This window comes from Morganella morganii (assembly GCF_019243775.1).
In the GTDB taxonomy this organism is placed as follows: Bacteria; Pseudomonadota; Gammaproteobacteria; order Enterobacterales; family Enterobacteriaceae; genus Morganella; species Morganella morganii.
Map to the genome: position 1 here is coordinate 1,794,172 of NZ_CP069157.1, position 19,023 is coordinate 1,813,194.

The 19,023-nt window shown below is 48.9% G+C and carries 16 protein-coding genes and 2 pseudogenes; 9 read left to right on the top strand and 9 right to left on the bottom strand.

Translation table 11 applies throughout. The features are described from left to right. The first annotated feature begins 7 nt into the window (after positions 1 to 7). Together JL661_RS08645 and JL661_RS18365 are read left to right on the top strand one after the other, a co-directional pair. Positions 8 to 997, top strand: a complete 990-nt coding sequence (locus JL661_RS08645; RefSeq protein WP_004238377.1) for a bile acid:sodium symporter family protein — start codon at positions 8 to 10, stop codon at positions 995 to 997. Positions 998 to 999: 2 nt separating this feature from the next. Further along, a complete protein-coding gene (locus JL661_RS18365) occupies positions 1,000 to 1,710 on the top strand; it encodes a TPM domain-containing protein (RefSeq protein WP_247718690.1) in 711 nt (236 codons plus the stop codon). A gap of 497 nt (positions 1,711 to 2,207) precedes the next feature. Here the strand turns inward: JL661_RS18365 and add are convergent, their stop codons facing one another. From add to manA, 3 genes are all read right to left on the bottom strand, one after another. After that, on the bottom strand, positions 2,208 to 3,215 hold the full coding sequence (gene add / locus JL661_RS08655; protein ID WP_004238379.1) for an adenosine deaminase: 1,008 nt from the start codon (positions 3,213 to 3,215) through the stop codon (positions 2,208 to 2,210). A 77-nt stretch (positions 3,216 to 3,292) separates the two neighbouring features. Next, positions 3,293 to 4,882 (bottom strand): YdgA family protein, encoded by a 1,590-nt coding sequence (locus JL661_RS08660; RefSeq protein WP_004238380.1) that lies wholly within the window; start codon positions 4,880 to 4,882, stop codon positions 3,293 to 3,295. Between the two features lie 107 nt (positions 4,883 to 4,989). Continuing rightward, the gene (gene manA / locus JL661_RS08665; protein WP_036417264.1) at positions 4,990 to 6,165 is read right to left on the bottom strand and encodes a mannose-6-phosphate isomerase; all 1,176 of its coding nucleotides are present in this window, start codon (positions 6,163 to 6,165) and stop codon (positions 4,990 to 4,992) included. Positions 6,166 to 6,338: 173 nt separating this feature from the next. Here manA and fumC point away from each other — a divergent pair, with 173 nt between their 5' ends. Next, positions 6,339 to 7,733, top strand: a complete 1,395-nt coding sequence (gene fumC / locus JL661_RS08670) for a class II fumarate hydratase (protein WP_004238382.1) — start codon at positions 6,339 to 6,341, stop codon at positions 7,731 to 7,733. Between the two features lie 46 nt (positions 7,734 to 7,779). Here the strand turns inward: fumC and tus are convergent, their stop codons facing one another. Next, a complete protein-coding gene (gene tus / locus JL661_RS08675) occupies positions 7,780 to 8,703 on the bottom strand; it encodes a DNA replication terminus site-binding protein (RefSeq protein ID WP_062771573.1) in 924 nt (307 codons plus the stop codon). 1,338 nt (positions 8,704 to 10,041) lie between these two features. Beyond that, positions 10,042 to 11,295 carry an MFS transporter gene (locus tag JL661_RS08680; protein ID WP_004238385.1) on the bottom strand — a complete coding sequence of 418 codons (1,254 nt, stop codon included), beginning with the start codon at positions 11,293 to 11,295 and terminating at the stop codon, positions 10,042 to 10,044. Between the two features lie 106 nt (positions 11,296 to 11,401). Between JL661_RS08680 and JL661_RS08685 the strand changes: the two genes are divergently transcribed. The 5 genes and pseudogenes from JL661_RS08685 (at position 11,402) to bioD (ending at position 15,266) form a co-directional block, all read left to right on the top strand. Next, on the top strand, positions 11,402 to 12,304 hold the full coding sequence (locus tag JL661_RS08685) for a LysR family transcriptional regulator (protein ID WP_024473132.1): 903 nt from the start codon (positions 11,402 to 11,404) through the stop codon (positions 12,302 to 12,304). Positions 12,305 to 12,330: 26 nt separating this feature from the next. Then, complete coding sequence (locus JL661_RS08690) at positions 12,331 to 12,906, top strand: N-acetylmuramoyl-L-alanine amidase-like domain-containing protein (RefSeq protein ID WP_345739889.1); 576 nt, start codon at positions 12,331 to 12,333, stop codon at positions 12,904 to 12,906. Continuing rightward, a complete protein-coding gene (locus JL661_RS18590; protein WP_345739891.1) occupies positions 12,845 to 13,102 on the top strand; it encodes an N-acetylmuramoyl-L-alanine amidase-like domain-containing protein in 258 nt (85 codons plus the stop codon). Before JL661_RS08690 ends, JL661_RS18590 begins: the two co-directional genes overlap by 62 nt. Positions 13,103 to 13,200: 98 nt before the next feature. Further along, positions 13,201 to 14,401: pseudogene (mlc, locus tag JL661_RS08695) on the top strand (sugar metabolism global transcriptional regulator Mlc). 175 nt (positions 14,402 to 14,576) lie between these two features. Beyond that, positions 14,577 to 15,266 (top strand): dethiobiotin synthase, encoded by a 690-nt coding sequence (gene bioD / locus JL661_RS08700; RefSeq protein ID WP_015422723.1) that lies wholly within the window; start codon positions 14,577 to 14,579, stop codon positions 15,264 to 15,266. Positions 15,267 to 15,337: 71 nt separating this feature from the next. On the opposite strand, the gene JL661_RS08705 is transcribed toward bioD, so the two are convergent. The 3 genes from JL661_RS08705 to ydfG all read right to left on the bottom strand — a co-directional run bounded on the left by JL661_RS08705 (position 15,338) and on the right by ydfG (position 16,874). After that, positions 15,338 to 15,571, bottom strand: coding sequence for a DUF1161 domain-containing protein (locus tag JL661_RS08705; RefSeq protein WP_004238391.1), 234 nt, complete (start codon positions 15,569 to 15,571; stop codon positions 15,338 to 15,340). A 19-nt stretch (positions 15,572 to 15,590) separates the two neighbouring features. Continuing rightward, on the bottom strand, positions 15,591 to 15,956 hold the full coding sequence (locus JL661_RS08710) for a DUF1283 family protein (protein WP_062771576.1): 366 nt from the start codon (positions 15,954 to 15,956) through the stop codon (positions 15,591 to 15,593). 168 nt (positions 15,957 to 16,124) lie between these two features. Further along, positions 16,125 to 16,874: a bifunctional NADP-dependent 3-hydroxy acid dehydrogenase/3-hydroxypropionate dehydrogenase YdfG gene (gene ydfG, locus JL661_RS08715; protein ID WP_004239249.1), complete on the bottom strand. Its 750-nt coding sequence runs from the start codon at positions 16,872 to 16,874 to the stop codon at positions 16,125 to 16,127. 98 nt (positions 16,875 to 16,972) lie between these two features. Here ydfG and JL661_RS08720 point away from each other — a divergent pair. Continuing rightward, a pseudogene (locus JL661_RS08720) lies at positions 16,973 to 17,480 on the top strand (GFA family protein). A 75-nt stretch (positions 17,481 to 17,555) separates the two neighbouring features. Here the strand turns inward: JL661_RS08720 and JL661_RS08725 are convergent. After that, on the bottom strand, positions 17,556 to 19,007 hold the full coding sequence (locus JL661_RS08725) for a bifunctional 2-methylcitrate dehydratase/aconitate hydratase (RefSeq protein ID WP_015422721.1): 1,452 nt from the start codon (positions 19,005 to 19,007) through the stop codon (positions 17,556 to 17,558). Positions 19,008 to 19,023 lie beyond the last annotated feature (16 nt).

A 19,023-nucleotide genomic window follows, 5' to 3' on the forward strand; every position in this document is an offset into this window, starting at 1 on the left:
ATAACGCATGACAAACTGGTGGCAGAAACTGCGGTTAGATCCGTTCCTGGTCATAATGATCACGGTTGTTATTTTGGCGTCACTCTTTCCGGCAACCGGCAGTGTGGCGACCGGATTCCGCTATCTGACCACCGCCGCGATTGCGTTATTGTTCTTCTTCCACGGCGCAAAACTCTCTCGGGAAGCGATTGTGACAGGGATGGGGCACTGGCGTCTGCATCTGATGGTGTTCTCCAGTACTTTTATCCTCTTCCCGCTGCTGGGGCTGGGTTTACAGTTCCTGGTACCGGAATGGATGTCTCCGACCATTTACATGGGTTTCTTATACTTATGTGCCTTACCGGCGACAGTACAATCGGCTATCGCCTTTACCTCTGTCGCGGGCGGAAATGTGGCGGCGGCGATTTGCAGTGCATCCGCCTCCAGTATCCTTGGTGTGTTCTTATCACCGGTCATTATCGGTTTTATGATGGAAACGCAGGGCGCGCATGAACTGGATACCCTGGGTGCTATCCGCTCTATTTTATTGCAGCTGATGCTGCCGTTTGTGGTCGGTCATTTTTCCCGTCCGCTGATTGGCAAGTGGGTGGATCGCAATAAAAAAATCATTAATAAAACAGATCGCACCTCTATTTTGCTGGTGGTGTATGTCGCTTTCAGCGAAGCGGTTGCCGAGGGGATCTGGCAGAAGATTGATGCAATGTCTATTCTGCAGATTGCGGTGGTGTCGTGCGGGTTGCTGGCGATTGTGCTGGTGATCAACGTGTACGGCTCACGGGCACTCGGCTTTAATAAGGCCGATGAAATTACCATTGTATTCTGTGGTTCGAAGAAAAGCCTGGCAAACGGCGTGCCGATGGCAAACGTTATGTTTCCGCCGGCCGTGGTGGGAATTCTGGTGCTGCCGCTGATGCTGTTTCATCAGATCCAGCTGATGGTGTGTGCGGTGATGGCGGCGCGCTATGCGCGGCAGGGGAAAGAACATTCACAGGAGTAATTATGAGCAGGGTTATGGCAGGATGCCTGATACTTCTTTTTGTCAGTTTCTTTGCCCGTGCGGATGTGCAGGCTCTGCCGGAACTGAAACGGGAACGGGTTATTGACAGCGCCGGTCTTCTGACCGGCTCTCAATTAACACAGCTTAACCGGCAACTCATTGAGTATGAACTGAGCCGCAATGACGGCAGCCAGTTCGTGGTGTTTATTGTGCCGTCAACCGGCGGAGAAAGTATTGAGACATTTGCGCACCGTGCGTTTAATACATGGAAGATCGGCCGCAAAGGTCAGAATAACGGACTGTTGCTGGTCGTGGCGGTGAATGACCGTAATTTGCGTTTTGAGGTCGGCTATGGACTGGAAGGTATTCTGCCGGATGTCTCCGCAGGCCGTATTATCCGTCAGCGTATCACCCCTGAATTTAAAAAAGGCCATTATTTTACCGGAATTGAAGCGGGTGTGACCGATGCCATTGATATTATCAGCGGAAATGAACCGGAATATATCAAATCAGAGACATCCGGAACAGAAGCATTAAAACTCAAACGACTGACGATTATTTATCTTCTGACCTTTATTACGGTGTATCTCTGGTCATTATTTATTGGTTCTCCCCGCCGTAAGAAAAGGATAGAAAAGCAGGTTCTTAACGATATTGAATATCTGAGAGAAGAATACGCGAAATCCAAAAACAAGAAAAAAACGTCAGCCTGAACGGATAATCCGCCTTGCGCAGAAACGCCTGACGGCATTTTTGCAGTATAAGTATATTTATCCGACACCGCTCGGCCATACTGTGAACGTATTATTTTATTCAGTTCTGATTTTTATAATGACACGGGTTCTGATAGACGGAGATCCTGATCCTGATGCGTTGTTCATCAGTATAATGATGCTCATTTTTCTTAATGTATTTGGCTCACTATTTATTTGTTATTTGTTATTTGTTATATACATTAATTCCGGAATATCTTACTCAGGAAGCGGAAATACGGAAATTAACCGGTGTCATAGCAGGTACAGGAGGCGGGTATTCATCCGGTTCTGATAGTGGCAGTTACAGCAGCAGTTCCGGCGGTAGTTCCGGAAGCAGCGGATCGTCCGGTGGCGGAGGCGGCAGCAGTGGTGGTGGCGGTGCTTCCGGGAGCTGGTAAAAGACATAAAAAAGCCGTGACAAAGAATGCCACGGCTTTTTTTTACCGGAATGGCGCTTACTGGCCGCGTTTTGCTGCCATTTCTCTCAGTGCCGCTTTTTCCTCTGCGGATAAAAAGGCTATTTCCAGCCCGTTAATCTGAGCCTGTTCAATTTCTGCCTGTGTCAGACCGGCTGCCGGGGCAGCAACATTGTATTCATGGGCAATCTCAATACCCTCAACCGCCGGGTCATCCGTGTTGATGGTAGCGGCAATGCCGTGTGCCAGGAACTGTTTCAGCGGATGCGCGGCCAGTGACGGCACGGTGCTGGTCTGAATATTCGAGGTCAGGCAGGATTCCATACCGATGCGGTGCTCTGCCAGGTAATCCATCAGCGCCGGGTCTTCAATCGCCATCACACCGTGACCGATGCGCTGTGCACCCAGGTTGCGGATAGCCTGCCAGATACTGGCGGCGCCGGCGGCTTCTCCGGCATGGGCGGTGATGGCCCAGTTGACGTCACGGGCTTTGCGGAAATGATCGGTGAATAAATCGCCCGGATAACCGGATTCATCACCGGCAATATCCAGTGCCACAATCCGCTCATGGTGAGCGAGCAGGGCATTCAGCTCTTCATGACAGGCATCTGTACCGAATGTCCGGCTCAGAATACCAATCATATTAATCCGTACCGGGCTGTTGCGGACTTCGGACGCCACACCATCCAGTACCGCTTCCACCACGCCTTCAACGGGCAGATGGTGTTTCATCGCCATATAGTAAGGGGAAAAGCGAAGTTCGGCGTAATCCAGCCCGGCACTGACGGCATCCTGCACGTTTTCAGCGGCCACACGGCGGCAGGCATCGAGGTCTGCCAGCACGGAAACACCCCAGTCCAGCTTACTCAGAAACTGCACCAGATCCGGTTCATTGCTCATCACCTGCACATGCGGGCGCAGGGTTTCAGTCTCATAAGCGGGCAGCGGCAAATTGTGCTGACGGGCCAGATCCAGAATGGTGGACAGGCGGATATTACCATCGAGATGGCGGTGCAGGTCGGTCAGGGGAAGTGAGCGGTTAATCATTGTGGTATTCCTCAGATGATAAAAAGCCAGTCTGACGACTGGCTTTTGTCTGATCAACAGATAATAACAGTGTGAAATTACTGAGCAGCAGGAGCCGCAACGTCAGCAGCCGGTTCTTCACCGATAGTCACGTCTTCAGTAACATCACCGTTAGGATCCATTTCGATTGCTTCTTCCTCGTAACCTTCGTCGTCACCGCTGTTGTCGCTCAGTGCACCGTACTGGTCATATTTTTCCAGGAATTCAGCAACGGTGAATTTTTTACCGTTGAAATCGATGTTGTTGTTGCTGTATTTCAGATCCATGGTGATCGCTTTATCGGTCACTTTCACGATTTCCATCATGGCACCCATGCTGGCCATCTGAGCAACACCCTGTTCACCCTGTTCTTTGGCTTCTTTCGCGCCCATACCCTGTGACTGCATGGCAACTGCAACGAAATCAGTCAGCATCGGTTTGGACAGATCCATATTGAACCCGAACTCTTTCACCAGAACCGGCAGAACTTTCTCAAAGCTGCCTGCGTGTTCCAGTGCTTTAAAGCTCTCTTCGTTCAGTGCGTTGAAGGTCACGTTCAGGTTAACTTTTGACTCACCGCCGCTGTTTTTCCAGCTCAGAGGTGCGATAGCGAAGGACGGGCTGTACTTGAACAGACCCAGTGCATTGGATTTCATTTTCTCATCCAGTGCTTCCATTTTCGCATCGTCGAAATCTTCGGTGTACATAGACTCAGACAGTTTGGTGTACTCTTCAACAGATGCCATCAGCGTATTCGCGGAAGTGGCATCCAGATCTTTCAGAGAACCTTTCAGGCTGATAGCGCCGAGATCGATATCACGGTAGCTCAGTGAACCCAGGCTGTAATCAACATCTGCAGTCAGTTTGTTATCTTTACTGCCGGAGGTGCCGTTCAGTTTCAGATCTTTCAGAGAAACGGTATCGCTGTAATTAACAACCGCTAACTCTTTCAGGCTCAGATTCTGGTCACCCAGGTAGAAGTAGCTGTCACCGGATTTGGCAACATCGCTGTCAAATGACAGGCCTTTCATCACGATACTTTCGCGATCGCCTTTACGGTAAGTCAGTTCATTGCTGCTGCCTTTACCTTTGACGTTTTTGAATTCTTTGTCGAATTTAACGTTCAGATCAGCACCGGAGAATGCCAGCTCTTCACCGTCTTTCTTATAGTTGATTTTGCTGACAGCAAGATCAATATCGAAACTCTGGTCGTAGCTGATACGGGTATCCGTTGCAACCGGGGATTTACCGCCGGTGATTTCGAAGGCTTGTTTGGTGATGTCATTGTTTTCCAGCTCAGAGTGGATAGCAGCCATATTTGGCGAGAACACCATGCTCTTAAGCTGAGATAACGGGAACGGACCGTGATCGATAGTATTGAGGATCACAAGTTCTTCGCCGGAGGTATCACCGCTTTTTTTCGTTTCTTTGATGATCAGTTTGACATCAGAGCTGAAAATACCGCGTGAAAAATCTTTGGCGGTCAGCGTGACGGGTGCATCAGGGTAGTTATCCTTGATTGCTTTATTCGCTTTGGCGATATACTCATCAAGGTTTGCTTCAATTTTCTTACCTGTCTGCCATGAAGCTACACCCCATGCGGCGCCTAATGCGACAATAACGCCAACAGCAACTAACGACTTTTTCATAGATCAATCCATCCTTTATATGCGATTTATTTTGCAGGTTTTCGCACGGTATCAAAATTAACGGGCAGTTCAATGGCGGACTGCCCGGAGAAAATTAGAGAAGTTACTTACACAGCATTATAAACGCGGGCAATGATTCCTTCACCATCTATTTTAAACTTTCTTTCTATAGCAGAAAGAAAAACAGATTCACCTGAGATAACTCTTAATTGTTCTGTTTCTGTAGTGATAACTGCATGACCTTCCACACAAAAAAGAATATTAGCACTGTTATTCTCAAGAATCATTTCCTGATTATGCAATTTCATCACCGAAAAAGAAAAATCAGCAACCGGAATCGGGAAAATTTCAGTGTTGTTAATATGTTCCGGCTGCATAAATAAACTTTTTGCGTGTTTCGGTACAAAATCAAGGTTATTCAGCAATTCACCGACATCAATATGTTTTTGTGTCAGACCTGCGCGTAACACATTATCCGAGTTAGCCATGACTTCCAGCGCAGTTCCTTCAAGATACGCATGGGGTGTGCGGGCATACAGGAACATTGCCTCTCCGGGTTTTAATTCAACAACATTGAGCAGCAGCGGGGTGAAAAGGCCGTTATCGTCAGGATAAAACTCTGTCATCTTACGGATGGTATCCCACGGTTCACCCTGACGGCTGTTCAGTGCGGATTTCAGTACAGCGACAGCCCGTTCTTTGGTGTCCCCGCTCATGGAGAGCAGACGGGTAAACAGAACGGACAGGTGCTCCTCTGACGGCGAGGCAATAAAACGTTCAATGGCAGGATGTGCCGGAGCGACCTCACTGAGCAGTCCGGCAATGTCGGCCAGCGGACGGAATGCATTCATTGCGCGGAACGGGGTGAGGGCATAAACCAGCTCCGGCTTATGGTTATCATCCTTATAATTACGAACCGGTGAATCCAGCGGGATCCCGGCGTTGTTTTCGCGGGCAAATCCTTCCTCTGCAGCGGCTTTATCCGGATGAACCTGTACCGACAGCGGCTGAGCGGCACTCAGCACTTTAAACAGAAACGGCAGCCGGCGAAAACGGCGGTTAATTTCATCCCCGAGCGCGGACTGCGGGTCACCGGCAATAAAATCATATAAAGAGCAGGTGTTGCCGCGGGTGTCTGTCACCACCGAACTGGCTTTCGGATGGGCGCCCATCCATAATTCGGCCATCGGCTGCTTGTCAGGGTTCGGGTAACCGTACATTTCTGTCATCGCGGTATGGCTTCCCCAATCATAGAATTGCACCTGATTCTGCATTTTTAACATAGCAACGCTCTCTTTTTAAACAGTTAACAATAAGATAGTAACAATAAAGCAATAACTCCGCCCGGATCGCATAATCGGAAATGAAAGTATGGCAAGATAGGCCCGTTTTCAGAGTCTATCTGTAACTTTCGGGATTTTAAATCCATTTTATTTTGTGTGCTAAGGAGAGACTAATGGCAGCCACGCGTATTGAAAAAGACTCAATGGGCCCTATCGATGTTCCTGCGGACAAATTATGGGGCGCTCAGACCCAGCGCTCTCTGGAGCATTTCCGTATTTCAGTTGAAAAAATGCCTGCGGATCTGATTGCTGCGCTGGCCATTACAAAAAAAGCAGCGGCAGCTGTCAACTGTGATCTGGGACTGCTGGCGAAAGAGCGGGCAGATGCGGTGATCGCCGCAGCGGATGAAGTGCTTGCCGGTAAACATCCGGAAGAGTTTCCGCTGGCAATCTGGCAGACCGGCTCCGGCACACAGAGTAATATGAATATGAATGAGGTGCTGGCAAACCGTGCCAGTGAAATCCTCGGCGGGAAGCGCGGCGGCGAACGTATTGTTCATCCGAATGATGATGTGAACAAAAGCCAGAGCTCTAACGACGTGTTCCCGACAGCGATGCATGTCGCTGCAGTGATTGCGGTCAGCACACAGCTGATCCCTGAGCTGAAATCCCTGCACAGTGTTCTGGCCGCGAAAGCGGAAGCTTACCGTGATATCGTGAAAATCGGCCGTACCCACTTACAGGATGCGACACCGCTGACACTGGGCCAGGAGATTTCCGGCTGGGCGGCAATGCTGCAATATAACCTGAAACATCTGGAAAACAGCCTGCCGCATCTGAGTGAGCTTGCACTGGGGGGCACTGCGGTCGGTACCGGTCTCAATACTCATCCGGAATATGCTGTTCGCGTGGCGAAGAAAATTGCTGAACTCTCCGGTCAGCCGTTTGTGACGGCACCGAATAAATTTGAGGCGCTGGCTACCTGTGATGCACTGGTTCATGCCCATGGCGCACTGAAAGGGCTGGCAGCCTCACTGATGAAAATTGCCAATGATGTCCGCTGGCTGGCATCCGGTCCGCGTTGCGGCATCGGTGAAATTGCCATTCCGGAAAACGAACCGGGCAGTTCTATCATGCCGGGTAAAGTGAACCCGACACAATGTGAAGCCATGACGATGCTGTGTGCTCAGGTAATGGGTAATGATGTGGCGGTTAATATCGGCGGGGCATCGGGTAATTTTGAACTGAACGTGTTCCGTCCGATGGTGATCCACAACTTCCTGCAATCTGTCCGCCTGCTGGCTGATGGTATGCGCAGTTTTAATGAGCACTGTGCGGTCGGAATCGAACCGAACCGCGAGCGGATCAGCCAACTGCTGAATGAATCACTGATGCTGGTTACGGCGCTGAATACGCACATCGGTTACGACAAAGCCGCTGAAATTGCGAAAAAGGCCCATAAAGAAGGTCTGACCCTGAAAGCCTCTGCCATGAAGTTAGGTTATCTGACAGAAGCTGAGTTTGATGCATGGGTACGTCCGGAAGATATGGTCGGCAGCATGAAGTAATCCGCAGTCAGGAATCGTGATAACGGAGTCGCTGATGGCTCCGTTTTTACATTACTTCCATATATACATACAGTCGTGATATCACCGGAATTAATTTCTTTGCTTTCGGTCTGTGACGGATTTTGATGTTTTCCGCATCATAATCCGGTAGTACGCCTGTTACCGGTTTTTCCTCATTCTCATCACAAAATACAATCAGCGGCGATGCACAGGCATACTGCACCTGCTTTTGCGCTTCGCTGTACCAGACTCTGGCGATTGGCTGTACTTTTACCGGTCGTTTGATTTTGAGTATGGCGTCTTCCGGCACCTGTTTTAAGGCGGAAATCTCTTTCGCCAGATAAACCTGCCGTTCTTCACGCGTCAGAGACTGAATGGCGCGCGGGTTCTGATATTGTTCTTCCAACTGAGATAACAATGTATCGCGATCCACCTTCTGAATAATATGTTTATTGGCCCAGCCAAACCGGACTGAGGAAGGGGAGGTGACTGACTGGATCTGCCGGTAGGCATTGAGTGTAATCAATCCTTTTATCTGATTGTGTACGAATTCAAAACGCTGTGTTTTGTCCACACCGGAGGTTTCTGTCACGATTGAGGCCAGTTGCTGTTTCAGCCTGTTAACCTCATTAAGCTGTTGCTGCATTATTTTTCGTTGTGCAGGGGAGAGTGTAATGAGCAGTACACCAGGCAACCGGATGGCAGATTTGCTGCTGATTTCCTGATCATTATCGAAGATAAACAAACGTTGATAGTGGGACAGCGCCAGGGAAACAGCATCTTCGCCACTGACCGGAATGACAGAAATGGTGTTGACGGTGTTATTTTCCTCTCCTTTCAGTATCTCAGGAAGTTGGTAAACCTCAGCAGTCCGGGAAGGGTGCAGCCGGATAGCTTTGCATAATGTATTCAGTGCCGATTCCAGCTGATTAAAGCAGTCGGTGAGAGAAATCATTGCATCGTATCGCATATATCGCCATTTTAGTTACAACATACAAAAGTGTTTTTATCATATTAACTCAGCATCGTGCCTTGTACAAATACATTTTGTCTGGCACGAGGGGAGGGACTGAAGTGTCAGGAACATATGGTAGTTTTCACCGTTAACCCACAGCATCGTGGGTTAACGGCAAAGTTTGTGGGTGTATATCAACGTCGCATTATCCCTTTACGGTTAATGTGCGTAAAAATGATTGCTCATCATTAGTATGGGATAATAATATACGGCTGTATTTTTATATTTTGCTGCAATAAGCCTTAGTCTTTGGGCAGTTATCATAAACAGAGTGGATTTCTGCTGGTTCCCAAAGGTCTGGTGGTGTTTCATCTGCATTATGTTTTGGAAAACAGCTGTGAATCATAAGTGAGCTACTTAAAATAAGTGTCAGCATAAAGACTCCTTAACATGATTCATAAAAGTAAGTTACTTGTGTATATCTGCCATCATTTAAGATCGATTTTTTTAATGGCCCCATATAACCGGGCAGTATTCCGGTGCAACAATATCACAAGACTCAAATGAATCCACTGATGAGAATAATAAGGTTCCGGTTAATAAAAGTGTCAGCATAGTTACCTCAGTTTATCAGGAATGAATATATTATCTGCTGGGTATCAGATTTCAGCAAAATGGATTGGACAGCGAGCAGGTATTTTCCCGGTATATTATCAATTCTTTTTCAGGTTGTGGTGACTGCGTTAGTTTCGGGTCTCCGGGAGGAAAGATATCATATGTAAACAGGGAAGTGCTCAGTATCAGTGTCAGCATATTAACCTCGCATGCGTCTTTTGTGGTGAATGAGAGTGTGTCTGGCCTGATAACATTAACGTAAATCCTGCCTGGTGGTAATTAACTGGATTAGGTATTTTTCTTGTAAGATATATAAATACGTGATTATTATTTTCGTTATTTTTATCAGATTTCTCAGCAGGTAATTAAAAAGCACCACCAATGAACTTTTCATTGGTGGTGCTAAAAATATAAATAAATCAATACAGGAAATTATAGATATGAAGATGCTAATACCATGGTGCTTGTTACGCAGTAAATATTTACTCCGTTATTTCTGTTAATCCGACAGGCGGCCAGATATCACAGGACTCAGGGTAATTAATATCACACTGATACAGATTGCTGAACACGAGTGTACTGCTCAATATAAGTGTTATCATAAAACCTCACCGGATCAAGAACATTTACTGTTGCGAAACATATGCAGATTACATATCTGTATGCTGACCGGCAATTAACCCGATGAGGTATTTTATATGACATAACTATTAATTACCTGACTGTATTAGTTATGTACTATGAGTGAGCGTGCTTATTCAGATACAGAGCAATCAGCACACCGGTTGCCAGCATAGCGGCAATAAACCAGCCGATGCCATTCCAGTGCCAGTAAGACCAGAAAACACCGCCCAGAGTACCGGCAATGCTGGAACCGCCGTAATAGCAAAACAGGTACAGTGAGGATGCCTGGGCTCTGGCGCGCCGGGCGCGGCGTCCGACCCAGCTGCTGGTGACGGAATGGGCGGCAAAAAATCCCGTCGTCAGTACCAGCATACCGATCAGAACTGCTGCCAGTGAACTACCGAGCGTAATGAGAATCCCGGTCAGCATTAATGTGACTGCACCAATCAGTACTCTGCCGTAGCCGTATTTCCGTGTCAGTGCGCCTGCTTTTGAGGCACTGTAAGTTCCTGACAGATAAACTATCGATAACATACCGACAACGGCCTGGCTGAAGTGATACGGCGGCTCCATCAGCCGGTAGCCGATATAGTTAAACAGGGTGACAAAGCTGCCCATAATGATAAAACCGATGGCAAACAGCCACGGCAGACCATCATCACGGCAGTGCAGGATCAGGTATTTCCACAAGCTTTTCGGTTTCAGTGAACTGGCTCTGAAATGGCGTGACGGCGGCAGTAACCGCCAGAACAGAAAAGCACCGAACAGAGAAAATGTTCCCAGTACCAGAACGGCAATCCGCCAACTGGCATAATCCGCAATAACGCCAGTGATCAGGCGTCCGCTCATCCCGCCGATAGAATTACCGCTGATATACAGCCCCATAGACAGGGCAACATAGCTGGGATGAATTTCCTCACTCAGATAGGTCATGGCCACGGCGGCGACGCCACTGAGAGATAATCCGACCAGGGAGCGGACAACCAGGATCCCCGCCCAGCTGGTGGTAAACGCACTGAGCAGGGTAAAGATTGCCGCGCATGTCAGGGATATCACCATAACATTTTTACGTCCGACCGCATCTGACAGCGGGCCGGTGATCAGCAGCCCGACGGCCATGAATCCGGTCGCCAGAGAAAGGGACAAACTGGCCTGCGCCGGTGATACCGAAAAATCGTCTGACAACAACGGCAGGATCGGCTGTACAAAATAGAGCAGAGCAAACGTCGCCAGACCGACCATAAAGAAAGAGAGAGTGACACGCAGATACAGTTTGTCGTCGCGCTGGATATAGTGCTGCTTTGCCTGATCATTCTGCACCGGTGAGGTCACACGGTTGTCAGTTATCAGTTTATTCTCGTCTGTCATACACTTATCTCAGCATTTGGTAATAATACCGAGCATAAAAAGATGCTGGTATTTTGTCTAATATATTAATACTCTTGTTTGATATGTTTTACGACCTAATGAGGGAATAATGATCGAATTCCGCCATCTGCGTTATTTCATTGCGGTCGCTGAAGAGCTGCATTTCGGACGGGCAGCGGAGCGTCTCAATATCTCCCAGCCTCCGCTCAGTCAGCAGATTCAGGCACTTGAAAACGCGATTCCGGCTAAATTACTGGCACGGAACAACCGGAATGTCAGTCTGACCCCAGCGGGCGAAATGTTTCTGCGTGAAGCTTACCAAATCCGTACTCAGGTCGAGGCAGCGGTTGAAAAAGCAGCCAGAATGGATCGCGGGGAACTGGGGGAAGTTTCTGTCGGCTTCACTTCCACAACCCCGTTTATGCGTCATATTACGGCGACATTCCGCCAGTACCGTGAAATATACCCGGATGTGGCTATCCACATGCATCAGATGAATACCAAACAGCAGATTAACCCGCTGCTGAGCGGCCGGATTGACTTCGGTGTAATGCGCAATACGCAACTGCCGGATAATCTGGTTCATGAACTGCTGTTTAAAGAACGATTTATGCTGGCGGTCTATGATGATCATCCGCTGATGAAATACCTCAAAACGGGCATTCCCCTGGAGATGCTCACTGGCGTACCATTGGTTTTCTTTGAGCGGGATGTGGGAACGGCGCTGTATGATGAGATTATCAATCTGCTGAAAAAAGCGGGTGTCACACCGGTTATCGCCCAGGAAGCAGGGGAAGCTATGACTATTCTGGGGCTGGTCTCTGCCGGGTTAGGTGTTTCACTGGTAACGGAATCTTTTACCCGTATGAAAGTGGATGGTGTCCGTTACATTCATTTAGCTGAAAATCAGGCATTTTCTGAGGTCTGGCTGGTGTATCATAAGCACAATACACTTTCTCCGGCCGGTCAGCGGCTGATTGAGATGCTGAAAAATAATGTGTTCCGCTGAGCGGGATCTGACTGTCAGGAGTTCGGATGTTCCGGCGATACCGGTTTTCTGTTATTACCGCATTTCTTTTTCTTTTATATACAAGCGCCGCGGGAGCAGGGGTATCGCTCAGCTATTTCTATCAGCCGGATGGCTCACGCAAAATTGCGCCTGACAATATTACTGCACTGACCGGGCAGTTTCTCGGCGTACCTTACCGCGCCGGTCAGCTGATTGGCTCTCCCGGATCACCGGAAATTCTGGTGGCTGACCTGAACGCGCTCGATTGTTTCACTTTTCTGGATTACACCGAAGCACTGAAACGCAGCCCGCAGCAGCAGAATTTCCGCAACAGACTGATGCACATCCGTTATAAAAACGGAGAGGTGAATTATTATCAGCGTCGTCATTTTTTGTCGGATTGGGTCAGCGGCCCGCAGCCTGTGGCTCAGGATATCACCCGGCAACTGTCGCCGGATTACCGGGTGACACACAAGATGCTGAATCAGAAAAAAAAACGGCTCCCGTTATATCCCCGATATTCCGGTTACGGCACGGGATATCACCTGGCTGCCGGTTTCCGCACTGACACCCGCTGTGCTTTCACAATTGCAGACCGGTGATTATATCGGTATCTATTCTGACCGTCCCGGCCTGGATGTCTCGCATGCCGGAGTTATTATCCGTACCCCGGACGGGCTGTTTTTACGTAATGCCTCATCAAAACGGAATGAACAACGGGTCATTGATTCACCATTACGGACATATCTGCAAAATAAAACAGGAATTGTGGTTTATCGTTCGGCTTTTGCCCCCTGACTGTGAATCATTTCACAGTTTTGTGTGAAGCCACTTACTAAGCGCGTATTTATTCGGATAATTAACATCTTAGCATCATCTGCATAGGATTATTATTGGTGAAACCTTCAGCACAGCCCGGACATATTGACCATATAAAACAAACCAATATGGGGGTTGTGTACCGTTATATTGATCGTGAAGGCCCCATTTCCCGCATTTCACTCTCGAAAAAATCACAGCTGGCACCGGCGAGTATCACCAAAATCACCCGTGAGCTGATGGATGCGCATCTGGTCCGGGAAACTGAGTTTCCGGGATTAGGCTTTCGCGGCCGCCCGGCAGTGGGGCTGAAAACGGACTGTGACGGCTGGCATTTTTTATGTATCCGAATTAACCGGGGGGGAACTGGTTTTTGCGCTGCGGGAACTGAGCGGAAAATTACTGGCCGAAGATATTATTGCATTTCCGGCGGATAGCCGGGATTTTGTCACCCTGTTTCTGGCACAGGTTGATGCCTTCTTTTCCCGTAATCACCGGATAACCGAGCGCCTGACTGCTATTGCCATCACCACCGATGCCATTGTTGACCCTGCAAACGGTATCATCCGCCATTCCCCGTACTATCAGCTGACCGATTTACCGGTAGCAGAGATTCTTTATCAGCATACCGGGATGCCGGTATTCCTCCAGCATGGTATTTCTGCCTGGTCTCTGGCGGAATATTTTTTTGGTGCGGCGAAAGAGTGCAGGAATATTATCCAACTGGTGATTGATGAAAATGTCGGTGCTGCCATTATTACCGACGGTGCATTGCTGCATGCCGGCAGTCACAGCACGGCAGAAATCGGTCACACACAGATAAACCCGCAGGGTAAACCCTGTTACTGCGGTAATCACGGCTGTCTGGAAACTGAAATTGGTCTGCATCATGTATTGGAAATGGCCGCTCAGTTCCTGGCCGTTCCGGAGGGGCAACCGCTGACCGCTGAAATGCTGTGCCGCGCGGCACTGGACGGTAATCCCGCCGCCCGTGAGCTGATAGAGCAGGTGGGGCAGCATATCGGGGATATTGCCGCCGTGATGGTCAATATCTTTAATCCGGAGATTATCCTGATTGGCTCACCATTAAACCCGGCATCCTCTGTTTTGTTTCCCGCCATCGGCGCCCGGATTACGCAGCGCGCCTTGCCGGCATTCAGCCGGGAGCTGACAATGACTTCATGCGAATTTACTAATTGCGGTACATTACCCGGCGCGGCGTTAATCAAAGAGGCACTGTATAACGGCTCACTTCTTATCAGACTGATGGATGGTTAAATAATTCTGTAGTGTCTATCTTTGACATAAAACAAATAAATGACAGGGATTTGTTCATGAAAACAGGATTTTCGCAAAAAATTGCGCTGGCGCAAGCCTGATATAAACCGGATGTCTTACACTGCTTCCGTTATCAATTTTGATACGCACCTCTTGATATAACGGAAAAACATCTATGTTAAGGCGCTTGTTTATAACCGGCACAGATACGAATATCGGCAAAACTGTTGCGACGCGGGCTTTAATGCAAGCCATCAACCGCCTGGGTAAATCTGTCGTTGGCTATAAACCAATCGCGACAGAATACCACGACACACTTAACGGCAAACGTAACCGTGATGCGATGATCCTGCATGATTCATCATCAGTTGATGTTTCTTATCAGGATATCAACCCGGTCATGCTGGAAAGTAATTACGGTCAGACGACCACCGACGTTCAGTTTCCTGCATTATCGCAGGGTCTGGAAAAATTAAGTCATCTGGCGGATCAGGTCGTGGTGGAAGGGAACGGCGGATGGCGTTATTTACTGAATAACGAGACTTTTTTATCCGACTGGGTGAAAAAGGAAAAACTGCCGGTGATCCTGGTGGTCGGGATCCAGTCCGGTTGTGTGAACCATGCATTATTAACCGCCGAAGCCATTAAAAATGATGATCTGGAAATTATCGGCTGGATTGCGAACCGGATAAACCCGGGGTTATCACACTACGCACAGGTTATGGATCGCTTACTGACGCATTTACCGGCACCACTGCTGGGCGAGATCCCGTATCTGCTGCGTCCGGAAGAGCGGGAGTTGTCGCACTATCTCAATGAAGAGCAGATTGAAATGCTCTGGGGTGAGGCGTTAGCGGCGTCCTGAGTCTCTGGTAAGAAATACAAAAGGGCTGATAAATCAGCCCTTTTTCATGGTCAAAACCTGACAGCGAGATACTATTTACGCAGATAAATAATATTCTGAGTTTCGTTGTTGCAGTTACCCACAACCTGACCTTCTGCCTGTGCCGCTTCTTCAGCCGGAACCACAGTCAGTGTAAAACCGTCAGCAGGAACACCATTGCTGATGATTTTCTGCGAAATTTCCTCAGTCACACTTTCACAGGATGCCTGCGCCATAACAGGCGAAACGGCAAACAGAACAGCACTGAGCGCAATCAGTTTTTTCATTATTTATCCTTAAATGTATTTATTTCCAGCCAGTGGAAACTTCACGCCCTGTATTTGCATCAAGGCAGCGCAGCGTATTAGGTTCCCAATACGCGGTAACAACCGAGCTTTTTAAACATGCATCTTCAGCATCAATAGCACGGTCAACTTTGTCGAACTCTTTTTCCGCACGGCGGTTGATCTTCTGACGCAGGGAACGGGTATCATCCCATTGCTCTTTTTCCTGGCGTGCTCTCTCTTTTTCAAGCGCAGTATCGCCGCCGCTGATCACACAAGTGCTGCCGGGGCTGCAATTGGTGGTGGCTGCGCCTGCATGAGTTGCAAACATGAAGGGTGCAGCAAAGGCGGTCGCGATAAACCACTTTTTGAGCATGGAGTTAGTCATTGTCGTGTTTTCCTCAAAGTTCAAACCTGCAAACGTCATTCTGATCGTGAGCATTATAGCAAAGTGTATTAATGCACCAATAAAAGACAACGTTTTTCAGCGATAATTTCAGGTAATTTAAGAAAATTACCTGATTATACGGATACCGGCTTATCTTTTGTGGTGGTTTCAGCCTTCGCGGTGCACACTCAGCCCGGCGAATGACTGACAGACCGGCATCATTTCCATAGTATTAATATTTACGTGCGACGGCAATGTTGCAACCCAGAAAACAGCTTCCGCGATATCATCCGGCATCAGCGGATCAGTATTTTTATAGGTATTTGCGGCTTTTTCCTCATCCCCGCGATAGCGGATACCGGAAAACTCGGTACCACCGACCATGCCCGGTTCAATATCAGTCACACGGATTTTTTTACCGGCCAGATCTGCGCGCAAAGCCAAGCTGAACTGGCGGACAAACGCCTTGGTGCCGCAGTAAACGTTACCACCGGCATACGGCCATGACCCGGCGGTTGAGCCCAGGTTAATGATATGGCCGCGGTTTCTTTCCACCATTCCCGGCAGGATTGCACGGGTCATATGCAGCAGCCCTTTGATGTTGGTGTCCACCACCACATCCCATTCTGCCGGATTGCCTTTATCAACGGTTTCCATACCCAGCGCCAGTCCGGCGTTATTGACCAGAACATCAATTTCGCGCAGGGATTCAGGCAGTGAATTAATCACATTATCGACCGCCGGGCTGTCTGTCATATCCAGAGCCAGCGGGAAAAATTTGCTTCCGAACTCTTTTTGCAGTTTCGCCAGGCGTTCAATACGGCGGCCGGTGCCGATAACGGTATGGCCGTTCTCAATAAATTTGCGGGCAAATGCCTCACCAAAACCTGCTGTTGCACCTGTAATTAAAACAATCATCACATACTCCGATTCTGTCAGCGGGGATCCCGGAAAAATAACAATAACCATGGCGATATAATACCGGTGGTAATATCCTGATAGTGTATCGTGTCTGCATGACAGAAAGCGGGTTACAGATTCCGTTTTTCAGTTTTCTTCACGGAAAAACACTGAAGTTAATCAATAACAACCTGATTATATACAGGAGACAGAAAATGGTTCAGGGTCAATGTTTGTGCGGTAAAGTAACAGTATCTGTGCCAAAACAGGTGCACGATGTTTCTGTCTGCCATTGCGGCATGTGCAGAAAATGGAATGGCGCACCGTTTATGTCCGTGGATTGCGGCAGTGATGTGACGCTCAGTGGTGAGGAATATATCACCCGTTATCACTCCTCAGAGTGGGGCGACCGTTGTTTCTGCCGCGAGTGCGGGACACACCTGTTTTATTACCTGAAACCGGCAGATCAGTATTATGTCTCTGCGGCACTGCTGGGAGAGACAACAGAATCCCGCCTCTCAATGCAGATTTACACTGACAGTAAACCGGCGTATTACAATTTTGCGGAAAAAAACGCCGATGCTGACTGAGCAGGATATTCTGGCAATGTTTCATGCTGAATAATATTTAAAGCCAGATAAAACAGAAAGCGGATACCTGAGTATCCGCTTCGTTTTTCTGCGTTGCCGGGCAGAGAAATTAAATAACAAACAGATCCATAAACTCGCTGACAGACATGGATTCGAGTGTTTTACGGTCACGGGCAGCATTCAGAATGCGCTGCTGCTGCGTTTCCGGGAACATACGCGCCAGATTGGTACGGAATTTCGCCAGCAGCAGCGGAATACCTTCCTCACGGCGGCGGGCGTGCCCGACCGGATATTCGACCACAACCTCATCCAGCACGGTACCGTCTTTCAGGGTCACGGTCAGGGCGTTGGCGATAGAGCGTTTTTCCGGATCATGATAATCACGGGTGAACGCGGTATCTTCCTCACAGTGAATTCGGGCACGCAGGGCATCGATACGGCTGTCTGACGCGATCCCGTCTTCATAATCTGCGGCGGTCAGGCGACCGAAGATCAGCGGAACTGCCACCATATACTGAATACAGTGATCACGGTCAGCCGGGTTATTCAGCGGGCCGTGTTTATCGATAATACGGATACAGGCCTCATGGGTGCGGATAGTGACTTTCTCAATATCATCTGCGGTTTTACCCAGTGCCGCCAGTTTGTGATGCAGTGTCATTGCTGCTTCAACGGCGGTCTGTGAGTGGAACTCTGCCGGGAATGAAATCTTGAACAGCACGTTTTCCATCACATAAGAGCCGTAATCGCGCTGGAATTTAAACGGTTTGCCGTCAAACAGCACGTCATAGAAGCCCCAGGTTTTGGCAGTCAGCACGGTCGGATAGCCCATTTCGCCTTTCTGCGCGAACAGCGCCAGACGCACCGCCCGGGAAGTGGCATCACCCGCAGCCCAGGATTTACGTGAACCGGTATTCGGCGCATGGCGGTAGGTCCGCAGAGACTGGCCGTCCACCCATGCATGAGAAACCGCGCTTAATAACTGCTCACGATCCAGCCCCAGCATTTCGCCGACAACTGCCGTAGACGCAACTTTCACCAGTACAACGTGGTCAAGGCCGACTTTGTTAAATGAGTTTTCCAGTGCCAGGCAGCCCTGAATTTCATGGGCTTTGATCATGGCGGTCAGCACACGTTTCAGCGGCAGTGGTGCTTTGCCTTTGGCAATCGCTTCACGGGATAACCAGTCTGCAACGGCCAGGATACCGCCGAGGTTATCGGACGGATGACCCCATTCCGCCGCCAGCCAGGTATCGTTGAAATCGAGCCAGCGGATCATGGCACCGATATTGAAGGCCGCCTGAACCGGATCCAGCTGGAATTGGGTACCCGGTACTTTTGCACCGTTCGGGACAATGGTTCCCGGCACAACAGGGCCGAGCATTTTTTTGCACGCCGGATATTCCAGGGCTTCCAGACCGCAACCCAGAGTATCCAGGAAGCAGTAATATGCGGTGTCATAAGCGCGATCACTGCTGATGTCCATATTCAGAACATAATCAGTGATGTCCTGAATGACCTTGTCGTACTCTTGATGCTGCGGGGTAAAAGATGCTGACATACTTTATCTTCCTTTT